Raw genomic sequence first — 22,713 nt, 5'->3', positions numbered from 1 at the left:
ATTTAATTCCCTTTATCGAGGTTGATAATCACAGTTTTATCTACGTCTATGTCGGACTCTGCTTCAGCAGAAACCGTTTGAAAATCTTCATTCACCGTTGACGAGCGATCTGATATTTCAAAGTTCAGACTATTCTCAAAGAAGTTTTCTAACTGCTCGGCAAGATCATTAAACTGCATATTCAACACGCCCACTTCATCCGTCGAATCAACAGGTAAGCGCGTGTAAAAATTGCCTGCATAGAGATTTTGTAGGGCGGAACTCACAGACTGAACTTTATTGAAAAAGTTTTTATAGACCAAATACAACACTGAGGTTACCAACAAGCAAATTAATACAACAAAACCAATCAGGTAGGATAAGGTTTTATTCGCTATGTGCTTGATTTGACTGGGCTGCATACCGACCTGAAGACGTCCTAACACCCTTTGTGCGTAGCTAATTTGAGTTGAAAACAAATATAAATCAGCCTTGGACTCACCTAATGAGTAATGATAAACATCATTTTTTGAGGGCGAAGCCAGCCTAACCACTCCTTCAGGAAAAGATCTTGGATTGCCGACAAGATTTGAATCCGTGGATGCTATAACAATCCCTTCGTTATCAAGTAAATGTAAGTAAACTATCTCGTCTGCACTTGAAAAACGACTGATAATCGCATTCATAGAGTCTCGGTCATCTAACAATACAGGTTCGGAAAGGTGATCATGCATCTGTGAAATGTACATATCACCATACGAAATCAGAGTGCTTTGCAAACTATTCGTTAATTGACTCAAGGTAAAATAGAGCAACACTGCGCATAAAAGCCCGATAGAGCTGGTAATTAGACAGGTATGACGCCAGGTTGTGCTCATTTTTATATTAAATAAAGAGTGGGCTTGCGTTCGGGTCTCAGCTCGAAGCGCCTCCACCTGTTTTAATAATTCTGTCGCAGATCGATACCGAAAAGCCGGATTCTTATGAAGCAGTTTTCGAATTATTTTTTTAAGTGTGGGTGGTATTCGTTTAGAACTAAGGTCAACATCTGATTCTTGAATCAGTGTATCTAAATCCTTTAGTGTACTGGCCTGGAAGGGCAATTTTCCAAAAACCAAATAGTATATTAAAACACCTGTTGAATATAAGTCACTCTGAACGGTAGGGGTATCGCCCTTAAGCTGTTCGGGTGCCATATATAAGGGTGTGCCTATGACAAAGGCATCTTCTATTGCATTTGATTCATTAAAATATGCCACACCAAAATCGGTTAACTGGACATACCCCTCTTCATTGATCAATATATTACTTGGCTTTATATCTCGATGATAAATACCCTTTGAGTGGGCATGCTCAATCGCTTTAAGAAGTTGTGACACGATATCAAGTATTTTTTCCATCGGTGGATCCGGATTATCCACCAACCAAGACTCTAGATTCTGAGAAGCAAAGTATTGCATTAAAATAAAATGCAGCTGATCAATTTGCCCCAGATCAAAGATGGAAACAATATTGGGATGATGAAGTCGACCCGACAACTGTATCTCGTTAAGAAACAAGTCAACTCTATGATTTTCTTTAGAAAACTCAGGCTTTAAGAGTTTAATGGCCAACTCTCGTTGGAGCTTAGGGTCATACGCCAGATACACCTGGGACATGGCACCTTCACCTAACATCCTTATAAGCTGGTATCGTCCCAATGACTCCATTTCTAAACTCGTTCCCTAAAGTTAATTTGCTAACATAAAGACTATGTTCGCAGCATCCGATGCATTCGCTGTGTTTTTGAGCCACGAATTATAACCTAACCTGATTGGATTGGTAACCCCTTTATTTGTTAAATTTAAAGGGGGTATTTCCTTCGCCTTGAGAACGGGTTGTAATGAGACATCATAACCGATACCTAAATACTGCAGGCATACATTAAGCACACGCTTATATAAAGTAGCATCGGGCTGCAAGGACTTAAACTCTTCATAATCAAGTGGGTCAGTCGTAATCAATAGGCTTCGATTACCATCTACAATTTCTGTACCTAAAACACAATCCTCTCCTAATCGGACAGAATTCTGACCTAACCTATTACGCTCAGATTTAGACAAAGAATAATGTTGGGCATAGAACTGTGTTATCTTTACGTTAACCCCAATAACTTTAGTTAATATCGCGTTTAAGCCAACAAGTGTTTTTCGCTGCTGCGAAAAGTAACCACAAAAATAGTTTGATATTTGATGTAGAACGGGCTCAGTTTCAAACAGATGAGCATGAGATCCGGCAAAGCCTGCAATAATATCCTGTCCACGAAAAGATGAACTTTGAGCAAGTCGCTGCCGTCTCTCATGAATAAAAGGGTATCGATTGCGATTCCACGCTGCTAGAAGAAAGCTTAGTGTACGACTGTTCACGGCATCTAGAAACGACTTTAAAGCAGAGTCCCCTTGCCGCAGTCGCTGCTGAATGAGTTCGGTATAAAATGGGGGTAACACTCCATTCGCGCCATAAAATCCAAAAGCACTCACCAATAGATGAAGTTGCTTTGGCTGCTCTGGCTCTACTTTGACATCGAGTACACTCTGCGTTCGAAAGCACAATTCTGGGGCCTGAGAAAAACGAATGAATTCATGATCCAATGGCTGATCGGAGGGTGAAAAGCCAGGGTTAGGGCCAGTCGTCTCAGCATACACACATTCAGCAAGCCGAATAAATTGATAAAAATCATACTCTACCGGGCGATAGCGCAAATAAAAGTTTAAATCAAACATTGATCACCCGTTCTTGGTGGCCAAGAGTAAACGCACTCCTCATGCTGATTGAAACTGACATCTAATTGAGTAAAAGAATTAATTTGGGTATACAACGCCAAAAACCGTTCAAGCACCGAGCAAAAGAGAAATGCGCTCGCGCCCGGAAAGTCATGGGCATTGAGCTTGATATGAAAACGGTGTCCACGACTGAAAAAAAAGACTCCTGATGCTGACACAACCCGTTTCATTTCCATATCGACAGATGCGACCGAAAGGCTATCGATCATTTTTCGCGTTTCCGGACTGTTCTTAAAATCATAAAGCGATAAAATTTCTTTTAGCACCCGCCCTGCAGTTCCCTCTTTGCCCAAACTCAAATAATTCAAGTTAAGGTGAGATATTAACTTCCAATGCTGCCCTTTTTGATGGTCAAAGCTCGCAGGTTTAAAGGCCAAAAGTGTTCTTGCCTTTTCGATTCCAGGTTTTGTTTCCGCTAAGGTTAATGATTTAAGCTTTCCAGACTTCCAAAGCTGATGAGGGCAGTTCCCATTGGTCACTAGGCAATCTAGAAACAATAGAGCCGTATCATCTGAAAGAATATCGAGAGGAAGGTTATGCAGTGAAATCGACAACTCACCACCTTGCAATTCACTTGTTGACGTTTCTTGGTGCAAATGCCAAAAAGGGCGGCTTAAGTCATCAACATCAGCACTACCATCAAAGTCAAAAAAGCGCTTTAATTTAAGAGGTAGGTTTTGTTTATTGGAAAGAGTGACCGTTTTCACAGTATAGACCTGAGTCGCCTCTGGATCTCTCGAATCAGCGACCACTGGATAGGATGTGCGCGTATGGGTAAGACGAACACTCTCTGCTAGCTGGGAATACAGGTTTATAATTGGCGTCGCATACAGTTGAAAATGCGAGGCCTTTACGTGCGGCGCGATTTCGTCGTAGGCATTTTTCAGATAAAAGAATAGACTAAAGCGTGTCGTTTTAAGCTGCATACGCCGCAGTGCAGAGAGATCAAGCTCGAAAAACAGAAATTTTTCAGGAAAAACGAAAAACTCCGACAATAAGCGATAGCCGGGTGAAGACTGCTCCGAATATGCCCATGCCGCTTCCTCATCCTTGAAACCCACCGCCTGTATGCCTGATAAATCAAGCCTCATCGGATGAACGTCAACTTCTGATTCGGCCATCACCCATGAATGAACCTGGTTAAACAACAACTCATAGAGTGGGTATGCAATGTGCTTAGGAGCATTCAAATAGATCCGCACGCGTTCAAGTGGCATGGAGTCTATTGATTGCGTATCCAGTCCCGCTATATCAAACTCAAGATGCAGCAAGCCAGAGATCTGTTGAAGCTGAGCTATTTGAGGGGCAGCAAAAGGCGCTGACTGCAAAGACGCTTGACAGAGTCTAAGTGGTAAAACATCAACATCATAGAGTGTTGTAAAACGACAGGTCTTCGTTTCTGAAACTCTGCCATCTAACGCACTTCCCCTTGGAATATTCACAGGTGCTGACATATCAGACTCAGACTCAAAGCAAATAACCGAATGACTGGGGATAGGCTTCAGATAATGCGGATAAATCAAATCAAAGACTGACTGCGTTAACTCAGGATAGTCATCTTCTAACTTGGCACGTATACGCGCATTCAGTAATGCGGTTGCTTGAATCAAGCGTTCAACATGCGGATCACGCCCTCCTTGATCCGTCATCTGCAACCTGTGCGATATTTTGGGGTATTTTTGAGAGAAAGCCTGCCCAACTCGCTCAAGGTAATGCAATTCTTTTTGATAATAATCAATAAGTTCTTTTTTCATCATGATCGACTCAACCTAAACCGCTTCACGACAGGGACAAATGCTGCATTGAACATGATCAGTTCCGCACCATCACTGAGCAGCAGCATCGCATCAATTTGAAAGGCTATTTGTGCCTGACTAAAGGCCGACTCTTTAATGGTCACTTTTACACCCGTTAAGCGAGGCTCGTTTGTCGCCAGTGTTTTGATCAGTACTTGACGCAAATGCTCTAAGCTTTCTTTTGAAGCAATATTGATGGTTGAGAAATCAACAACACCAAAGCTAAGCAATTGATCAAACGCAACGGATTCGTAGAACTCAACGTTCATTTTTGAGTTCAGCAGTCTATCCACATCGGACAACACAGAATCGATATACGTTTGAGTTTGCTGCCTCGGAGAAAGAGGCTGCTCGACAAGCTGTTCAGGCTCATCATCAAAAAAACTGGTTAGAAACGTCTGCGACATGAACATCCTCTGTTGTTGAATTCGATAAGACATTAAATAGGTTTCGAAATATCGGTTGAGAAAAATACCTCTGTCTCAACACACTCCAGTTGATAATGCGGTGATAGTTTTACAGCACATTTAAACACCCCGGCTTGCCCCGCAAGCTCAAACACCTGAACATCGACCTCTCGCAGCGGATATTTAGCCAGTAAATGCTCAGAGGCATCACTTGTTGACATGGTGTAATTAAGCAACCATCCCTTAAGGTACGACTGACACTCGTCTGCTGACGTAAAACTACCTACTTTGTTTCGCATCAAAATCTTCAAGTAGTGTGAAAAACGTGACACGCACAAAACATACTGAAGCTGAGCGGCGTACTTGGCACTTTCATTTGGAGCTTTAGCCTCTAAACTGGGGGGGCTATGGAGACTTGGCGCGGAATAAACAATCGATTGATCACTGTTTGTTGTCGAGGTTAAGCTAATAAAGCCTATATCTGCCAACATTAATGACAACTCATCGTGAACCAGTGTTTCTGTTTGTAAATAAGGATAATCATCAACCAAACTACTTAATCCACTGACATGCGGATGCAAAGCAGCCTTGTGAAACCGCATTCCGCAGATCTCGGCCAACCATCCTGTTGACTCAAAGCATTTGGCGAGGACCTTCCCTATCGGATACACCGCACTCATCCAAGTGATATTCTCAACCTGACGAGAGCTCAGCGTTTCATTCAGCATAAACCCATTTTTTGACTGCCAATGAATGGGGGTATCAATGACCATCCTTGGCAAAGCCATTGCGATAAATCGTGCATCGGGATGCGCTCTAAACTCATTCCATTTAACAAATTTATGCTGCTGATAGGTACTATGTGCGTTAATTCTCCCTGAAAGATTTTTGAAAGAATCAAGATCTAACAGCTCAGGGTTGGCGCCAAGGATAAAGGGGCAAAAGGCAGCCGCAGCTATTTGTGATAAGGAATACAAATACCCAATGTATGTGTTTAGAGCTGATTGGGTCGGGAGGTCAATTGGATGGTCACAAAGCATAACACCAAAGGGCATTCCGCCTGCACTACCAAACTCTTGACTGTAAACCTTGTCAAAGATCTGACTTTGATCGAACTCCATAGAGCACTCAAAGTCTTTTAGCAACTCGGCATAGGATATGTCTAGCATTCTGACAATCACTGAGGTAGTTGCCGTTTCATCTAACAAATACGCAAGCCCATACCACCCGGACTTTAATGCCTTAAAGTCCGGGTGCGAGACGATTTCATGGAGCAACTGGTTTATCCGATCGTCAATGGCAGCAATTAAAGTACTTAACTCAATCTGCTTCGATGTTAAAAAGTCGACCTGACGCATCCCTGTATACTCCATGTTGACATTCGCTTAAATCAGTCTTGTCCTAACTGAGGAATTTTAGCCACCATACGCATGGAGACCGTCAACTCTTCTAACTGCAACCATGGACGTAGCCAAGCCACAACATTATAGGCACCGGGCTGCCCTGGCACCTCTGTCACTTGAACACGCGCTTCTTTTAGTGGATAACGGGCTTTCATTTCTGGCCCTGAGTTGGGGTTGTCATTAACATACTGGATGAGCCAGCGATTCAACCAAGCTTCAACATCATCGGCATCCATAAAGCTACCAATCTTATCGCGTGCCATCACTTTCAAATAATGCGTAAAACGTGACGTGGCCATCAGATACGGCAAACGTGCTGAAATAGCGGCATTAGCAGCGGCTTCTGGTCGGTCAAATTTTTGAGGCTTTTGAGCCGACTGACCACCAAAAAACACAGCAAAATCCGTATTTTTATAATGACAGAGTGGTAAGAAGCCAAGCTTAGATAATTCAGCCTCGCGACGATCTGTAATACCCACCTCCGTCGGACACTTTAGATCTAAGTCACCATCATCACTGGTGAAAATGTGCGCTGGGAGGTTTTCGACTTTTCCGCCGCCTTCCGCTCCACGAATCGATGTGCACCAGCCAGTCGATGCAAATGAATGAGTTAAGCGACTCCCCATAACGTATGCCGCATTCATCCAACAATAATCATCATGCGCCAATGCACCTGCTTTACCTTCTGGGGTCGTCACACCTTCTTCATAATTAAACTCTTCAACAATGCGTGTGTCGGAACCGTAAGGAAGTCGAGCCAGTGTGCGAGGCAAGGTTAGGTTAATGAAACGCGCATCTTCTGACTCACGAAAACTGCGCCATTTACTGTATTCTTTTGAGTCAAAGACTTTTTCAAGATCTCTTGGACGAGACAACTCATGCCAGCTTTCAAGGCCAAATAAACTATGGTCAGCAGCTGAAATAAACGGACAAAAAGCGGCAGCGGCCACATTCGACATTTTTGATAAGAGTTCGATGTCTTCAGGATGATTGGTAAACTCGAAATCCCCGATGAGCGCTCCATAAGGCTCACCACCGGGTGTACCAAACTCATTTTCGTAGACTTTTTTAAAGGTTTCACTTTGGTCAAACTCAACGGCTCGGTCTAAGTCCTTATACACCTCGCGTTTCGTGACATTCAGAACACGAATTTTCAGGTTGCTACTCGTTTCTGAGTTGTTCACCAAATAGTGTAAACCTCGCCAGCTTCCTTCCAGTTTTTTGAAGGACTCATCGTGAATAATTTCAGATAATTGCGATGAAATTCGGCTATCAATCAGGGCAATCGCTTGGTTAATAGTTTTCGCAATATTACGATCCCAAACAACGGTTCCTTCTTGAACTTCTTCTAATAAATTGCGAATTAAATCTTTAGTGTCATCTGCGCTGGTCTGCTTTGTTGCAGAAATCACACGATCCAGTATATCGCCTTGGTCATCTAACCAACCCTGTTGCGTTGATACGGCTTGTGAATGTGTACTACTCATCATTACCTTCCTTGTTGTCTTCATTTAAACGTGACGCGAGATGCCCAACTTTGTCAGTACTTTGCAGAACGCTTTCTAAGATAGACTCTAACTCTTCCGAACGATCCGACTTGGTTAACAAATCACGCAGTTTATTTCGAGTGTCCAGTAGTTTTTTTAAGGGTTCAACTTGCTCGACTAAACTTCCCGGCTCAAAGTCCTGCATAGAAGTGAACTTCAGATCAACGGACATCAGACTATCATCATCGGTTAAGGTATTTTTTACCTTTAAATTCAAACCTGGTTCCATTTTTTTCATTACATCATTCATGTTGTAACGATCTATCTGAACAAATTTGCGTTCTGATAGAGGCTTTTTAGGCTGAGACGGATTTCCAACAAAATCGCCCATCACTCCAACGACAAAAGGCAATTCTTTTTCAACGGTTTTGCCCTCTGTTTCAATATCATATTTGATATGAACTCTGGGCTTACGCACTTTTTCGAGTTTGTTGTGAATACTATCGCTCATATTTCTATTCCCTTATTAGTTGATGTCTTCAACGCCAGTGATTTTTTTAAAGTTCAAACGTGCACTTTCATCTGTGATCAGCTCGCTAATCAGTTCAGGTAAGCTCAACTCCCCCCATCGATTAATACGCTCTAAGTTATAAGCAATCGGCGAGTGAGGCTCTGTCTCTTTAAAAAAGACAATCAGTTTTCGAATCAGAATAAAGGCATCTTGTCGATTTCGAATATTGACATGATTTGCCTTTATCGCCGTGATAGGGCTCGCTACCTCTAGATTTTCCTGTTTAGATTCAATGAGATCATTCGGTAGTTCCAGGGTTTCTAAAGGGTCAGATAAGGCAGCAAGATGCACAGCACGATCAAGAGCTTGCTGCAAAATGCCTTTTATTTGTGAGGAAGGTGGAGATTCATGACCACAATGATCGTACAAAAACTGTTCAATCCTGGAAAATGTGTCGACACATTGCTCTATAAAAGACAAGGATCCTTGTCGACGTTCATAACTAAGCTCGGCAATCTGAGCTTGCACAGACTCATAATCCAGCATTCCCTTTTGTTTAAGTGCTTCCTTCTTCTGAGGATCTTTGGTTTCTGAGACCTCAAAAGCCTTCACGCAATCCAACAATGAAACCGCAGGGCTGCCCATAAACAAAGGCGCCATTCTCAAGGGCATGATCAAAGCCCCCTCTGAAGACAAACCATTCAGACCTGTTAATGGAAATAGAGTTGATTCAAATCCATCTTCATCTTTAGGGTATAGATTCGGCCAATGTAAAGTCAGCAGAGCCTCTAATTGAGTAAGGCTTTCAGCAAGGCCCTTAAATCCATCAAGTCGCAAAGCGGATTCAATCACCCAGGCCATCACCTCTAAATCTTTGCTAACGTTTTCTAACAGAAAAACGGATCGTTCGAATAAGGGCTGCCAAGCTGGATAACCTGCATAAATATCCTCAACACTCAGGGCTTGACGCTCTTTATTTCGTAACAGGTTTCTTAGATCTTTTAACGCATACACCTCTTCACGCCAGTGGCCAGAGCGCAGATCCTCACCTTGTGGAAACTCATCAGAAATAGGTTTATGCAACCCTTTTATATCCATATCCAACTCCATTCAAAAAATCCTAATTTAACAAAATAGGATTTGTATCCTTTCACCTGTATTCACCCCTAACGCATTTTTAGGGGTGAGTTAAACGTTCACTCAACTTTAGCGCTCGCTCTAAATAATCTTGAGCACGTTGATGGCTGGGTTCTAAGCGCAACACCTGTTTGAACCGCACAACGGCTTTCTCGACCTCCTGATCGTGAAAGTAACTAACACCCTCTCGGTAAGGCTGATCAACCAGCTCTTCGCGTAGCTGTTCATATAACGGCGTATTACGCTCGGCTTCACTCTGCGCCCGTAATCGTTGATAGGCTAAAGATGATTGACCCTGCTGATGCAACTGCTCAGGTGTGACAGGTGGTACAACAATTTCGACACGCGCACTCTCAGATGCCTCATCGGGTACAACCGCCACGGGTTCAGTCGGCACTCTAGACGGGGGAACGGGTTGAGATCGGACTACGTCAGATCTTGGCCTTTCCCCCCTGGTGACTTGACGAACGGGTCGAGCCTTTTGAAAATGCTCACCAATAACCGGAAGCAATGCCAACTCAGGCGCAAGCACAATCTCTATTTGAGGGTAATGTTCATTAAAGGCTTGGTTGTAACGTTGCAGCAATACAGCGTAGTGCTCAGTGCCATATATTCGCTTTGATAATTCGAGAAAGTTTGCCTGTCCGTTGACAAGGTGTGTCTTGACGTCGGTTCGCCCTTGACTGCCTTGGCTCAATAAGCCAAATAAGTTCTGAGACTCAACCTGCGCGGCAACCACACGGCTGTTTTCATTAAACGGGTCTGCGAACAATGACATCCCTAAGTATTCTATAGCTGACTCAATTTCATCATTGAAATAAAGCGCATAAAACTGATTTAAATTCGCTCTCCCGCCCGCTCCGGCATTTTCGCTTAACAAACGGACACCCACCTGATGAAACCCTTTATAGAATCTCATCAAGTCCTCATCGGTAATGGTAACTTCATCAACCTCATGCAACTCCTTTTCAGGCATCGTATTGCACGCCGCCAGTACACAGATACAACTTAGCCACCAGAGGTTACGCATCACGATCTCCAACTATGACAGCACTCAGATTATCAGATGTCTCACGTACAACGCCTGTGTGAATGAGTGTTTTCAATGCCGAGGCGTAGTCATCGGCGTAATACAATAATTTACCCAGCTCCATTTGATCCATAACGTTGTAAAGTCCATCCGTACACAGTAGAAATACATCATTTTGTTTGACATCCAGAGCTTGGATATCGATTTCAATCTGCTCACTCACACCCATAGCACGTGTCAAAATGTGGCTTGCAGGATGCGTTGTTGTACTCTGCCCATTCACCTCATCCAGTAAACGCTGAGATTTCAGTGCTTCGTATTGCGTGTGATCAATCGTGATTTGCTCAAAATAGACATCCCGCATACGATACAGGCGACTGTCGCCGGCCCATAACACATACCCCTTATCCTTCGATAGAAGCAAAAGGACAAAGGTCGAGCCCATGATCTGCTTGGACTCGAACATCTCAGAGGCAAGGGAGTAAATAATTTGATTGGTCGTCTTTAAAAGATCGATGACTTTATTGAGTAAATCATCAATATTATCGATCTCATCTGCGTGTAAATCCTCTAAGGATTGAGTAATCAAACTACTGGCGACCCCCCCTTCAGAATGACCGCCCATCCCATCGGCAACACACCACAAGCCCAAGGCATCGTCTGCGTAAATTCGGTCCTCGTTACATGCCCTTACTGGACCTGCCAGGCTGTCTCCGACACTAATCCATCTAGACACAGAGGTTTTGATCTCGGGTAGCGGGTTGGGGAACAATTGTTTATCCGTCATGAATTGCCGACTCCAAGGCTAAAAGGGATTGATAAAAATCAGCCGACGGTAGTCCCATGCACATGATCTCTAGGCTGGGCTGATCCAACGCCCACCAATAGGACTGAACGCCCTCAAGTAGCGGGATGGAGTCGTTTGACTGAGCGGACATTGGCAAGTGAGCAAGCGAGCTATCCTGCCACGGCGTAAGTAAATCCTTTGATAATAAAGCGACTACGGACTGATAATGTACTTCTATGGATTGCCGCTGATGCAGTGCATTCACCTGTTGATCGACAAGCGCATTGAGGACATTTTGCATCGCTCTGGGATTAAAATTCACCAAGGCGTTTTCACCCGTCAGCTGGACACCGCTCAGCAGAGGAAAATAGCGCCCCACAGCATCAACACTGGAGGTCATAACTCCGATATACATCATCGGCTCAGGTCGCTGAAATGCGATAGCATAGCCGCAAGGACTGGCATTTAAATATGCACTCAACCATGCCTCATACCCAAGCGTTGCTTGTGCCTCGGACAAAAGAGGTCCTAACCAGTCATATAAAGTGGCCTCAACAGACTCAGGTAAATTGAGTAACACATAATCTCGATGAGCGGGCAACTTGCCATAGATACCAATAGATTTCATGATCAATGACACCTGATGGATTTAAATAGATTTGCATCAAACGGGTTGTAGACGCTTCCCGCAATCAACTCGAAAGACAAGGGAACACCTTTACGCGTTTTGAACTCCAGTAAATAACGTTCACTGTCCAATGATGTGATCTGCCCTTTATCCAGCAGTCTAAACAATGACCACTCCCCCCGTTCTGTCAACGACTCCGCATTTTCATGCGTTTCAATAACCAAACGTGCAAATGACTGAGTGCTAAGATTTGCGGAAGGCCACGTAAAGCGACGGCCTAATTTGGGACCGTGTGAATAGCTTAATTCTTCGTTATCAACCACCAAAGTGACCTTTAGAATGCTAGGATCAACATCCCTTGGCACCAACTCAAAACTCAGAGACGGCGTTTGCCCACCCGGGCCAAAAAACATATTTTGAATTCGATGACTTAATTCGATTTGCCGAAGGACTCTATTCACCTCCATGGACTCGAAACCCGTAATTTTTTGCCAACGCCATGGCGTGCGTGATCGATCAACATATGGTGCTAAAAACTCTTGAAAATAACGGTCAACGATTCCACCAGATGCAAAATAGGTGGTTAAGTCTCTTAGGGTCATTTCGCGAGAAGCATGTGCTGAAAAGGGATATCGATCTTCGATCATATCGCGGCACGCGGGCACTACGTTGCTTGACCATTGATTTTGGATATAACTGCGCGCTTGCGCTCCGGTTTGAGCTTTCGCAGAGTTAATCAATTGAGCCACCCACCCCGATATAGGCTCGGGTAGACGTGACATCTCATTTTCCAAACGCGTCACCACGTCACTCACTCCCTGATGCTGACTGGCTTGCATCCATGCGGCTCGCTCTAAATTGATGCTACTTTGTAAGCCCTTTAAAAAGACGCTCAACTCATTTAGCTGCACATAGAGTTGCGACAAGCGTTCAAACTGCCCAGCCTCATTGGGGTGGACTAACTGATGGAGATGAAGCAAAACAGGCATTGCCTCTAAGGATAAAACATCGAAATTGGCTTGGCTTAACAAGGCCAGCTCGTCAAGTGAATTAAAATCAAGCCCTTGCTCAACCAGTGTTGCTGGGGATACAAAGAGTGCCGAGAACTCAGTATTTTTTCGAACCACGCTTAGCAACTGAGTGAGCGGAGAGCCTGCTTGAGTCAAGGTTTCTATCGTGCGGATTTTTGCTTGTGAGTCGGACGTATCCGTTAGCTCAATCGATTGCAACGTCTGCAACCACGCCTCTTGATACTGCTGCAAATACTGCCTGAATACATCCGCTCTATAACGTTCCTCCAATATTGAGTCATAACCTAACACCTGCGCATCTTTTGCGATAATTCGAGCAAGTGGATCTGTTTGTTCAGCAAAAAAAAGCTGAGCAGCTTGATGTGTAAAATGGCTATCGATTAACGTATCTTGAATCCCTTTACCCTGAACAGAAAAAATCATCGCCCCCTGAGTACCGACTAAATCCAATAAATGATACGGTCGTAGCTGCAATCGCTTTGCTTCGTGCTGTACTTGATCCAACAAGCGGGATGCCGCGGGTTGCTGCAAAACTCTTCGTTGTGCATGTTCCAGCAACTCCTGATTCAATGTGGGTGCATAGTGATTCGGTAAAATAGACAGCAAATGAAAGATATGCAGACCTAGACTGTCACCGAGTATTTGACCGTCTTTAGATACAACCAAGCGCAAGTAACGTCGAATAAAATCATCGTCCTTTTCAACAGTTCCTCCCAAGATTTGATACATTGTCAAATCATCGTAGGTCGTCTCAGATGCATGAATCAATCGATTTTCAATAAAAAACATAAAGCGGGGAAGTAAGATATTCAGCAAAGAGCGCTCGTACAATGCGATGGCTTCATTCTGCATTTTGCCCGTCTGATTTAACCCAGCGCCTTTGAACCAAGGCCCCCTGTCATTTAAGCTTGCATAACCAAAGGGCAAATGACGTGTTTTATGTAGCACTGGCAGTATGCGTTCTAAACTATGATCGCTTTCCGGTAGGCTTTGGCTTAACTGATCAATCTCAACAATCGCTTCGTCAAACTGATGTAAATACTCCATATTCTTTAAATAACTTTGATACCACAAAGCCGACATACCGACGGTTGCCAATAACATGAATGTACACGTCATGACATAGAGTGCTGATTGTATTTTTTCAAATCGTCTGTTCTGCCCAGCTAACCCCCCTTCCTTGAATACAACCTCTTGAAGCAAATGCTTTATAAAAAAGCTTTTACCTTGACGTTTATCCGCTGATCTTGCTCGCCCTAAATGCGCAGATAAACCACTGATCACTCGATCCAACATACTGCCGTCTTGAGTACCACTGGTAAAATACGCCCCCCGTAACATAATAGGCTGTTCAAATCGAGTCGCTGTAAAACTGCTATCAATCAATAACGCTATTCGATCCTGCAGGGACGCCATCATTCGCGGAAAAATATACGCCGCATCTCGTTTAGACTGGTCAGACTCTTGTTTAAGCACATCCAATACTTTGACCTGCAAACGCTCAACTAATAAGCGATGCTCAATCAAATAACCGCTGACTGGGTCAACGTCCTGCTCGGTTAGCTTGAAGGTCGTCCCAAACACTTGCTCTCGACCTTCAGTGTCTAAGGTCGCAAAATATTCATCAAAACCCGGTAATAAATCGAGTTTGGTGAGAACCAAGTAGACTGGAAACTTAATCTTAAGCGTGTCGTAAAGCTCATACACCCTACGCTTAATCATCTTTGCATCCGCAATCAGATCAGCTTCATCCTTGCTAACTAAATCACCAACACTGTATGCCACGATAATGCCATTAATGGGTCTACGCTTTCGATACTTCACAAGAAGCGATAGGAAGGTATTCCAGTCTTTTTTATCTCGATCAACTTGGTTATCTTGAGTTGTAAAACGACCGGCTGTGTCAATCAAAATCGCTTGATCGGTAAACCACCAATCACAACTTTTAGTTCCTGCCGTGCCTCGAACTGAAGCACCAAAACGATCCATTAAAGGAAAGTGTAATCCGGAATTAATCAATGCCGTTGTTTTACCTGCTCCAGGAGGGCCGATGAGCATATACCATGGCAAGTTATAGAGATAATGCCCCTTAGTAGCAGGGTTTTTTAGTTTTTTTAATACATGAATGGCCTCTTCAAACTTCGTCTTAAACTCAGTCGGATCCGTCGACTCACTTTCTGGCCGTGAGGGGTCTTCTACGACCGCCTTTTCTAATTTTTGATTACGATTACGATCTGCAATCCATCCCCTCAACTTGTAAGCAAAGCTCATCACAAATAAAGATGCGATCATGCTCGCACGTGCCCACATCGATTGAAAAGGCTCAGCGCCTCCCATCGTTAACGCAGGTAAAACAAACCAAATCATTAGGCTTATCAGCCCAAGTGCAACTAAACTCAATAAGCTCCCGACACTGAGAAAAGTGCCAAAAAACATTTTCATTCAGATATCCCTTTCATTATCGCCAATCCGTTTCTGGTAAAAGTACAAGCTCAACCCGCCGATTTTGTGCACGCCCTTCCGGTGTTGCATTACTTGCGAGCGGCTGAGTATCGGCTCTCGCTTCGATTTGATAACGTCCATACTCTTGACCCGCCTGTTCCAGTAGGCGCTTGACCTGCTCCGCGCGTGCTTGGGATAAGTGCCAGTTGGATGGAAATCTGATGGTGTTAATTGGAATGCTATCGGTATGCCCCTCAACTAAAACTCGTCCTTGCTCGCTCATCAACTCCCTACCCATGTAGGAAATCAGCGCTGCATATTCAGGCTCAAGCTCCGCACTGCCCGAACGGAAAAGCAAATCTGAATTAATAACAATGCGGATCTGCTGCGAACGATCGGATAAACGAATTTGATTCTTCTCAATCTCAGGAGCAAATAAACGACTGACCCGAATAAATACAGACTCATTTACCTGTGGCAGTTGCACTCTAAACTGACTGTGCTGCTCGGTGAGTACTCTGGATGCACTGCGTAATGCAGTACTCGATTGATCGTTAACATGAATCAACAAGTAAAAATACACCATGCACGCCATGGCGACTAAAAAGACAGCGGCGACCCAAAGTGGTAGAAAATTGCGCAAGGCTTTAGCAAGCGTATCCTCCCCTTTCCAATGTGGGGACAGTGTTTTGGGCATCGTTCCTCTAATCTGAGTCAACGTGTGATAGAGGCTTTTCTTAAGCTCATACAATTGGCTGAGACGATCGGCTTCTACGCCATACTTTCCTTCAAAACCCAGTGCCAAACAAATGTAAATCAACTCCAATAAATCGATATTCTTGTGCGGGTTCTTATTTAAGTTGCTAAGAATGACAAATACGTTTTCACCCCCCCAGGTTTCTCCATGATAATGACTTAGAAGGCAATGTCGGCTCCATTGAGCCTCTTCACCTAGAGGTGTGTTCATGACAAGTTCATCAACAGTTGCGCACAAAATATACCGCGCAATTTCCACATCCTTCGAGTCTAAATTGGCTTCATACGCTGATCTTTCGAAGGACTCGACCATGGCGATCAACTTGCTTCTGAGCTGATCCACAGTGAGCTCAGTCGTTTGGGTACGAATGGATGGCAACAGAGATAAAATTTCGAACGCACTGTTCTCCAGCACATTCAATCCACTTGATAGCTGTGAAACCTCCTCGGCCGAGAGGATAGACGACGAGACTTCCTTTTGAACCTCTGGGCTCGTGTCAAACCGTCCACGCCCTCCCGGGGTAGGAATCATAACTGTTCTATCTTTGATAAAGGCCATTGATCATCCCTGAATTAATATTTTATCGCCCACAAATCCATTTCCAGATTTGGAAACTGCTCACCAATATGAAGTGCGATTGACCGATTCGCACTAATGCTGTCCCAGTGCTTACCTTGAGCTTGCAATTCGAAATATACGGCACCTCCATAATAGGGAATTTGTCGTGGAGCTACGGGCATAGGTTCAACTTTTATGCCTGGCAGGTGACGATTAACAAGTTGTGTAATCAATTCCACTGGACCTATTTTTAAATGTGTCGGTAGCTTATTTCTCAAGACTTCTTTTGGCATATCCGAGGTAACAACCAAGATGTATGCGCGATCAGACAACTCATTGCTCGGAATCTGACCAACACGAACGCCATACCCTTTCATCTCAAGTTCAATGCGATGGGCATTTTGCTCCAATAGGGTACTCAACGATCGATTCAGCTCCCGAATCAACTCAACAAAGCAAGCCTTGAGTTGCTTATGATCATAGCCCCTAAGGTCTTTTGGCAGCCGAGTATCGGATGTAAATGTTGCGAGCTCCGCAGCAAGACTCAGACCTTGCTCATACACAACCATAGGATGAATGTGTTCTAATTGACTGTAGTGATCAAACAAAACCTTATAGCGATTTGAAATCTGTAACAGCATAAGATCCGAAATATCCGCGGCCCCTTCGGTTCCTGCATTCAGGATTCGCTGAGCGTACAGCTGACTTCGCAGCGACAAAAGCCCTGCAATTTCGTGTACATAAGAAGTTAACGTTGTGTTTCCCCTAGTATGAAGCGTAGGCGGTACAAACTCCCTCTCTAATTCTATTGTGTTGCCTGATACGGATCGGACTTGAGCAATCCTAAGCGTTGTCATGTGTTGATGCACCAGCCGCTCCGGTAATAACCGCAGTTTTTTGTGCGCGACATCAATATCTGCTACCTGGCTGCGCCCAGCAACTGAATCTACAATGCTATGCGTTTCAATACGATACCGAGCATGGCTGACCTCCTGCTGTGATCGATCCATCTCCACTGCCCCCTTCTTCCATAAGGGTAAACAGAGATTAATCAAATCCCCTTCTTTCAATTCACTAATATCCAACGCATCAGGGAGCGGATCAGTGCCAGGCATTTCAAAGGGCGTTCCGTCTTCAAAAATGCCAACACATTCACTTATCATAATCTTGCCAATCTTCAACGCGCCCTGATCAAGAGCCAAATGCATAACGCCCCATGCACAACCACCCAGAGAGGTTGTTTTTAAGTTCACAAACTTTTCAAAATAACGATCTTGCTGCTGAAAATGCTGTGGACGCATGAACATCCCTTCGGTCCATGCAACCTTTTTATACCAATTCATTTAAATACTTCTCTTTATGTTTCAAAAGAAACGACTGTTCCATCAAGATGAACACGCAGCTGAACACGATTATTAAAACTCAAATACTTAGCAAGAAAACCGCGATTATCACCAATCTGTATTACGTCGCGCCAAACTGCGCGATCAATATCCTGAAAAGCGGCCACAACACCAACGTAGCGAATAACTTCATTAATCTCGAAATGAACAGGCATAATCTCACCCGGCCTCAACACAACAGATTTTTCTAAATCTGCAGTGCTTCGCATGTTTGCATGATGAAATTCAAAATAATCGGCTCGCTTAAATTCTCGATCATTCGTCATCAGAAAAACCTGAACTTCAACAGGAAAAAACAAACCTGCATCATTAGGGTTAAGCCCATCTGAAGCAATGAGCTCAATATCCACAAAAAACTTTCCTTCCTGCGAACTCACCACGCGCAGCACTTCCATTGGACTGCAGCCCAATAGAGTCATAACCATTACGAAACCAATAAGAAAATGCTTAGTTTTCAGCGCTGATTCTTTTAAGCTGCTGCTCATAGGCTACACCAAACTCCTTGATGAAAAATCCTTGAATATCATCACGCATACTTGCCTGCAAATCCCCGTAGAAATCTTTGTACTCTTGCCAGTGATTTACTTTTTTTAATCCAGGAACACCTGATAAATGTCTAGGCTTTTTATTAAAGCGCGCTTCCAGTTTTTCGGGATTAATACGCTCCATCAGTTTTATTAAAGCCTCTTGAACTCCAGACATCATGGCTAATTGATGTGCTTGTATGTCTCTAAAACTATCCGAAACTGCCTGATCACTCGTTAAATAGGCTGAAGAGGAGGAAAATAAAGCAATATTGAGCGCCTCTCGACCTGTAGGCGAAAATTTAAATGGATTATTATCGGTTGGCTGTATCATTGTTTGTTGTAAACGAAACTCTCGCTTTACCATCGAGCGAGTTGCCAGGGTCTGGATCATTCCATTTGAAAAATACTTTATAAGAACGCCTAATCGATCCGCAACATCTTGAGGATTCGTCACTAAGGCAGGATCAATCCCCGCTGTCGATAATATTTGGCTCAATAGTGTCTGATCGTTTTCATTTAAAGCATGAGCGCTGCGCTCTTGAATACGCATCACCCCTTCCGAGTGATTGGCACCCATATCTTCAATCGTTTCATCCGACTGTTCGCTTTCCCACTCTTCTATTAATGGCTGCTGTATCGGTGACATATCTACAACGGGATTTTCTTGTTCTGGCGTTTGCAACCTCTGATGCACGAACTCCTGTGGCTGCTCCACTGGCGCTTCGAGCACAGGCTGCTCTACAGATAACTTTTCTAAATCAATCTCTTGTTCAACAGGAGTCTCGTCGAAAGAATCCTCTACACTTGGCTCTTCAAGCCAATTCTCAGGCAGGAGTACTGGGGACTCAATAGCACTATAAGACGTGGAACGCGTCAAACTCACATGTTCTGGACTGATATGATCAGCCGCAAATGAAGATGATGTTTTCATGGCACCTTCCACTGGTGTTTGATCTACCAACATTTCGCTTAGCGCACTACCCGGAGCTGAGTCACATAACGGATTTGTCAAAGAGTCGGCTTTTCTGACCGTCGACTCATCAATCGAAGCTCGAATCGTATAATCGCCAATCCGTATTAGAGTTCCATTATTTAATACCGCGCAACGGCCTCGACCAATCGGCTTTTCACTATGGTTCAAATACACACCATTGGTACTTAAATCTGAAATAATAAAGCGATTATTTTTACGATTTATAATACAGTGCTTACCGGATAAATATAAATTTTCATCCGGCAAGACCCAGTGGTTATCGATAGCACGACCGATAGACAAAGGCTCTGCCTCTATAAAAACAGAACTTTTGCTTTGTAACTCCGCTTGCTGTTTGCTGACGACACTCAGCTCCATCCGCATCTTGAACTCCTTTCAAGCTCCATTAAAGAGGGTGTATTAATCCAAAGGATATTGGGGCTTGTTTAAACTGATCCCAATTAAAATGACACCATCAATTCAACTCGGCGATTCGCCGCACGTCCTTTTGCCGTTCGGTTATCCGCAATCGGATGGGCAGGGCCATAACCGGCTGTCGTCAAAAACATTGGATTAAATCCTTGCTGACGTAAAAAGTCTGCAACCTGCTTAGCACGATTTTCAGACAAGACTTGATTATATTCAGCATTACCAAGATTATCGGTATGCCCTATCACATTTACTCTTAGATTTGGTATGTGCATTAAAGCTTGACTGACATCAACCAATGCCGCCTGAAGCTCATGACTTAAACGTGAACCATCAAAACTAAATGCTTGAATGCTTGGAAACTCTATTAATAAAGTTTCATCATCTGTTTGTTTAAGCTCTAAATGGGGAGATGTCATCAGTGCATCAACAACCGAATCTAACACATCCGTTGTTTGTACTTGCTCTGTTTCAACATTTTGAGGGGTTTGCTGAGATGGGTTTGAAGAACAGCCAGCCAATACATAGCAGGCCAAGCCAATAAATATGGCTTTTTTCAGATTTAATTCCATGTTCTTTCCTAATAACGTTTAAACTTCAGTCCTGAGCGCAATCATTGCTGGAAGCTATGGTAAATAAATTTTCCACATAAATCTAGCGTTAAGTTGTTTAAAATCCCTATCGATAAATCAAAGATGTTGGGTAATAACAAAATCATCAGTTGCTAAAACAGAAACCCCATATAAAACGCCAATTCCCGCTCCAAAACCTGTTGCTGATGCAAAGCCAATCGAAATCCATGTGCTTCATCGGCAAAGTAAATGGCCTCTACAGCCTTACCCGCTGCTTTCAAAGCCGCCACCATGGCATGGGTTTGCTCTGGCACCACGACGGGGTCTTGTAATCCTTGAAAGAAAATAACCCCCTCCGCTTGTAAGGCATGTGCAAGGTGGACAGGTGAACGCTCCGGTTGACTCATTTCCGACTCATCTCCCACCAACCAACTTAAGTAATGAGACTCGAATTTATGGGTATGCGCATGCAGAGGCAGCAGATCACTGACACCGTAGAGACTAGCACCCGCCTTAAAACGCGCAGAGTGAATCAGTGCCATCAGGGTGGTATAGCCGCCTGCACTTTGACCACGAATAAACAGTGCATCGGGGTGAGCCAGTCCATCGTTCACGAGTTGATCAACCAAGTGCTCAACATCTTCAACCTCAGCCCGCCCCCAGCCGCCCGCCAAGGTGCATCGAAATTCGCGTCCATAACCGCAGGATCCACGGTAATTAATATCGGCCACGGCAAAACCCGCCGATGTCCAGTATTGAACACGGGGGTTTAACACGGGATAGGTTGCCGATGTCGGACCTCCATGTGTAAGCAGAATTAAAGGCGGTGCGCTCGGCTCCTGTGTCAGTTGTGAAGGCGGTGTGAGGGGCGGATAGTAAAAACTTTGCACGTCACAAGCGTTTGTGGTTTTGATCCAATAGGGCTGAGGTAAGCTCACTGGATGATCGGGCGTGTCCGCACCCACGATGATCTTCCAAGTCAATTCGACAAGATCCAAAGCGACGACACCTGGATAACGATCTTCACTCTCTGCAACACAATACGCATGGGTTGAGCTTAGGCTCAGACTGCTGAGACGTGAAAAGGGCAAGGTGACCGAATGCTTAGCCTTGGTTTGTGCATCAAAACGCCAATAGCGACTGTAGCCTTGCTCCTGCACCAGCGCATGGAGATGCCCTTGCTCATCCCACGCGAAGGTGCTCAAACCCAGTGCCCAAGGGGCGGTTGTAAACTCGACGGGCAGGATCTCATCCAGCAAAGGCGAAGCTTGGGGATAGCCCTGCTCTGTTTGCTTAAATACATACGGATTCCACCAATTGTCGGGATCACCCAGCGCCACCAAGTCACCGTTGGGCAAAAAGCGAGGCTGTAACCAACTGGCATTATTGGCTAGCTGAGTCTGTGTGGAAATGACAGGATGACCATCCTCCAATTGAATTAACTTGAATTGCGTGAACAGCCAGGGTTGATGCGGATGTTGCCATTCGATCCAAACCAGCGTCTTGCCATCCGGACTCAAACGCGGGTAAGCATAGAAGTCGGCACCCTGCAGAATATCCAAAACGGCTCCAGTCGTGCAGTCAATCGAGACAATACTTTGTTGCGGCTCGGACGCTTCATCCACCGCTATCTCACAAACTGCCAGCAGACGTTGGTGTTGTCCATCATAGACAAGGTCAGCAAAGCGCCGCTGTGGCGTCGAGGTTAAAGGGACACTCACCTCAGGGCACGAAAGGATAGGATCGTCTGCGGGATAAGGGCTGATCCAAATTTGCTGATCCGCGGCATTGACCCAAGCAAAGGCATTATCCACCCGTGTCCAAGCCACGCCGCCATACTCATTCACACGGCTGCGTACACTCGACTCTTCAGGTGTAATGGCCGTGACGCTGCCTAGTTGACTAAAATAAAGACGGTTACGGCCTGTAACAGGGTTTGATTCAACCCAAGCCACCCCCTGAGGCGTGGCTGCCAGCGAATGATATTCTTTAAAGCCCTTAACGACCTTCTCGGCTGAGGGCACGGCCATCATG

At 44.4% G+C, this 22,713-nt stretch carries 18 protein-coding genes; all 18 read right to left on the bottom strand.

The genetic code is table 11. From position 1 onward, the window contains the following. Positions 1-2 precede the first annotated feature (2 nt). The 18 genes from F5971_RS07470 to F5971_RS07385 all read right to left on the bottom strand — a co-directional run bounded on the left by F5971_RS07470 (position 3) and on the right by F5971_RS07385 (position 22,712). A complete protein-coding gene (locus tag F5971_RS07470; protein ID WP_281348280.1) occupies positions 3-1,688 on the bottom strand; it encodes a serine/threonine protein kinase in 1,686 nt (561 codons plus the stop codon). Between the two features lie 21 nt (positions 1,689-1,709). Then, positions 1,710-2,741, bottom strand: coding sequence for a type VI secretion system baseplate subunit TssG (gene tssG / locus F5971_RS07465; protein WP_193494577.1), 1,032 nt, complete (start codon positions 2,739-2,741; stop codon positions 1,710-1,712). Beyond that, positions 2,729-4,558, bottom strand: coding sequence for a type VI secretion system baseplate subunit TssF (tssF, locus tag F5971_RS07460; RefSeq protein ID WP_036510693.1), 1,830 nt, complete (start codon positions 4,556-4,558; stop codon positions 2,729-2,731). The genes tssG and tssF overlap by 13 nt, the downstream gene beginning before the upstream one ends. Then, complete coding sequence (gene tssE, locus F5971_RS07455; RefSeq protein WP_036510696.1) at positions 4,555-5,004, bottom strand: type VI secretion system baseplate subunit TssE; 450 nt, start codon at positions 5,002-5,004, stop codon at positions 4,555-4,557. Before tssE ends, tssF begins: the two co-directional genes overlap by 4 nt. A 32-nt stretch (positions 5,005-5,036) precedes the next feature. Further along, on the bottom strand, positions 5,037-6,362 hold the full coding sequence (gene tssC / locus F5971_RS07450) for a type VI secretion system contractile sheath large subunit (RefSeq protein ID WP_036510699.1): 1,326 nt from the start codon (positions 6,360-6,362) through the stop codon (positions 5,037-5,039). A gap of 32 nt (positions 6,363-6,394) precedes the next feature. Next, on the bottom strand, positions 6,395-7,894 hold the full coding sequence (tssC, locus tag F5971_RS07445) for a type VI secretion system contractile sheath large subunit (protein ID WP_036510702.1): 1,500 nt from the start codon (positions 7,892-7,894) through the stop codon (positions 6,395-6,397). Continuing rightward, entirely contained in the window at positions 7,887-8,405 is a 519-nt protein-coding gene (tssB, locus tag F5971_RS07440) for a type VI secretion system contractile sheath small subunit (RefSeq protein WP_036510705.1), read from the bottom strand. The genes tssC (F5971_RS07445) and tssB overlap by 8 nt, the downstream gene beginning before the upstream one ends. 15 nt (positions 8,406-8,420) lie before the next feature. After that, the gene (gene tssA, locus F5971_RS07435) at positions 8,421-9,515 is read right to left on the bottom strand and encodes a type VI secretion system protein TssA (RefSeq protein ID WP_036510708.1); all 1,095 of its coding nucleotides are present in this window, start codon (positions 9,513-9,515) and stop codon (positions 8,421-8,423) included. Between the two features lie 67 nt (positions 9,516-9,582). Further along, the gene (locus F5971_RS07430; protein WP_193494576.1) at positions 9,583-10,572 is read right to left on the bottom strand and encodes a hypothetical protein; all 990 of its coding nucleotides are present in this window, start codon (positions 10,570-10,572) and stop codon (positions 9,583-9,585) included. Next, complete coding sequence (locus F5971_RS07425; RefSeq protein ID WP_193494575.1) at positions 10,565-11,359, bottom strand: PP2C family protein-serine/threonine phosphatase; 795 nt, start codon at positions 11,357-11,359, stop codon at positions 10,565-10,567. Before F5971_RS07425 ends, F5971_RS07430 begins: the two co-directional genes overlap by 8 nt. Beyond that, a complete protein-coding gene (gene tagF, locus F5971_RS07420; RefSeq protein WP_036510720.1) occupies positions 11,349-11,987 on the bottom strand; it encodes a type VI secretion system-associated protein TagF in 639 nt (212 codons plus the stop codon). Before tagF ends, F5971_RS07425 begins: the two co-directional genes overlap by 11 nt. Positions 11,988-11,989: 2 nt before the next feature. Then, the gene (tssM, locus tag F5971_RS07415) at positions 11,990-15,460 is read right to left on the bottom strand and encodes a type VI secretion system membrane subunit TssM (RefSeq protein ID WP_193494574.1); all 3,471 of its coding nucleotides are present in this window, start codon (positions 15,458-15,460) and stop codon (positions 11,990-11,992) included. A 16-nt stretch (positions 15,461-15,476) separates the two neighbouring features. Then, positions 15,477-16,748 (bottom strand): type VI secretion system protein TssL, long form, encoded by a 1,272-nt coding sequence (gene tssL / locus F5971_RS07410; protein ID WP_193494573.1) that lies wholly within the window; start codon positions 16,746-16,748, stop codon positions 15,477-15,479. Between the two features lie 41 nt (positions 16,749-16,789). Continuing rightward, on the bottom strand, positions 16,790-18,118 hold the full coding sequence (gene tssK / locus F5971_RS07405; RefSeq protein WP_036510731.1) for a type VI secretion system baseplate subunit TssK: 1,329 nt from the start codon (positions 18,116-18,118) through the stop codon (positions 16,790-16,792). Positions 18,119-18,132: 14 nt separating this feature from the next. Next, a complete protein-coding gene (tssJ, locus tag F5971_RS07400) occupies positions 18,133-18,663 on the bottom strand; it encodes a type VI secretion system lipoprotein TssJ (RefSeq protein ID WP_036510733.1) in 531 nt (176 codons plus the stop codon). Continuing rightward, the gene (gene tagH, locus F5971_RS07395) at positions 18,626-20,062 is read right to left on the bottom strand and encodes a type VI secretion system-associated FHA domain protein TagH (RefSeq protein WP_193494572.1); all 1,437 of its coding nucleotides are present in this window, start codon (positions 20,060-20,062) and stop codon (positions 18,626-18,628) included. Before tagH ends, tssJ begins: the two co-directional genes overlap by 38 nt. 77 nt (positions 20,063-20,139) lie before the next feature. Then, complete coding sequence (locus F5971_RS07390; protein WP_051514381.1) at positions 20,140-20,679, bottom strand: OmpA family protein; 540 nt, start codon at positions 20,677-20,679, stop codon at positions 20,140-20,142. 152 nt (positions 20,680-20,831) lie between these two features. Next, positions 20,832-22,712, bottom strand: coding sequence for a S9 family peptidase (locus F5971_RS07385; protein ID WP_193494571.1), 1,881 nt, complete (start codon positions 22,710-22,712; stop codon positions 20,832-20,834). Between the last annotated feature and the right edge of the window lies 1 nt (position 22,713).

The sequence above is a fragment of the Nitrincola alkalisediminis genome (assembly GCF_009821115.1).
GTDB classification, from domain to species: Bacteria; Pseudomonadota; Gammaproteobacteria; order Pseudomonadales; family Balneatricaceae; genus Nitrincola; species Nitrincola alkalisediminis.
The sequence above is the reverse complement of the archived record's forward strand: the minus strand, read 5'-3'. Positions and strand labels throughout refer to the sequence as shown.

Bases quoted from the DNA above. Each gene is read 5' to 3' on its own strand.
- F5971_RS07470 (WP_281348280.1), bottom strand. From the start codon at position 1,688: ATGGAGTCATTGGGACGATACCAGCTTATAAGGATGTTAGGTGAAGGT.
- tssG (WP_193494577.1), bottom strand. From the start codon at position 2,741: ATGTTTGATTTAAACTTTTATTTGCGCTATCGCCCGGTAGAGTATGAT.
- tssF (WP_036510693.1), bottom strand. From the start codon at position 4,558: ATGATGAAAAAAGAACTTATTGATTATTATCAAAAAGAATTGCATTAC.
- tssE (WP_036510696.1), bottom strand. From the start codon at position 5,004: ATGTCGCAGACGTTTCTAACCAGTTTTTTTGATGATGAGCCTGAACAG.
- tssC (WP_036510699.1), bottom strand. From the start codon at position 6,362: ATGCGTCAGGTCGACTTTTTAACATCGAAGCAGATTGAGTTAAGTACT.
- tssC (WP_036510702.1), bottom strand. From the start codon at position 7,894: ATGAGTAGTACACATTCACAAGCCGTATCAACGCAACAGGGTTGGTTA.
- tssB (WP_036510705.1), bottom strand. From the start codon at position 8,405: ATGAGCGATAGTATTCACAACAAACTCGAAAAAGTGCGTAAGCCCAGA.
- tssA (WP_036510708.1), bottom strand. From the start codon at position 9,515: ATGGAGTTGGATATGGATATAAAAGGGTTGCATAAACCTATTTCTGAT.
- F5971_RS07430 (WP_193494576.1), bottom strand. From the start codon at position 10,572: ATGCGTAACCTCTGGTGGCTAAGTTGTATCTGTGTACTGGCGGCGTGC.
- F5971_RS07425 (WP_193494575.1), bottom strand. From the start codon at position 11,359: ATGACGGATAAACAATTGTTCCCCAACCCGCTACCCGAGATCAAAACC.
- tagF (WP_036510720.1), bottom strand. From the start codon at position 11,987: ATGAAATCTATTGGTATCTATGGCAAGTTGCCCGCTCATCGAGATTAT.
- tssM (WP_193494574.1), bottom strand. From the start codon at position 15,460: ATGAAAATGTTTTTTGGCACTTTTCTCAGTGTCGGGAGCTTATTGAGT.
- tssL (WP_193494573.1), bottom strand. From the start codon at position 16,748: ATGATTCCTACCCCGGGAGGGCGTGGACGGTTTGACACGAGCCCAGAG.
- tssK (WP_036510731.1), bottom strand. From the start codon at position 18,118: ATGAATTGGTATAAAAAGGTTGCATGGACCGAAGGGATGTTCATGCGT.
- tssJ (WP_036510733.1), bottom strand. From the start codon at position 18,663: ATGAGCAGCAGCTTAAAAGAATCAGCGCTGAAAACTAAGCATTTTCTT.
- tagH (WP_193494572.1), bottom strand. From the start codon at position 20,062: ATGCGGATGGAGCTGAGTGTCGTCAGCAAACAGCAAGCGGAGTTACAA.
- F5971_RS07390 (WP_051514381.1), bottom strand. From the start codon at position 20,679: ATGGAATTAAATCTGAAAAAAGCCATATTTATTGGCTTGGCCTGCTAT.
- F5971_RS07385 (WP_193494571.1), bottom strand. From the start codon at position 22,712: ATGATGGCCGTGCCCTCAGCCGAGAAGGTCGTTAAGGGCTTTAAAGAA.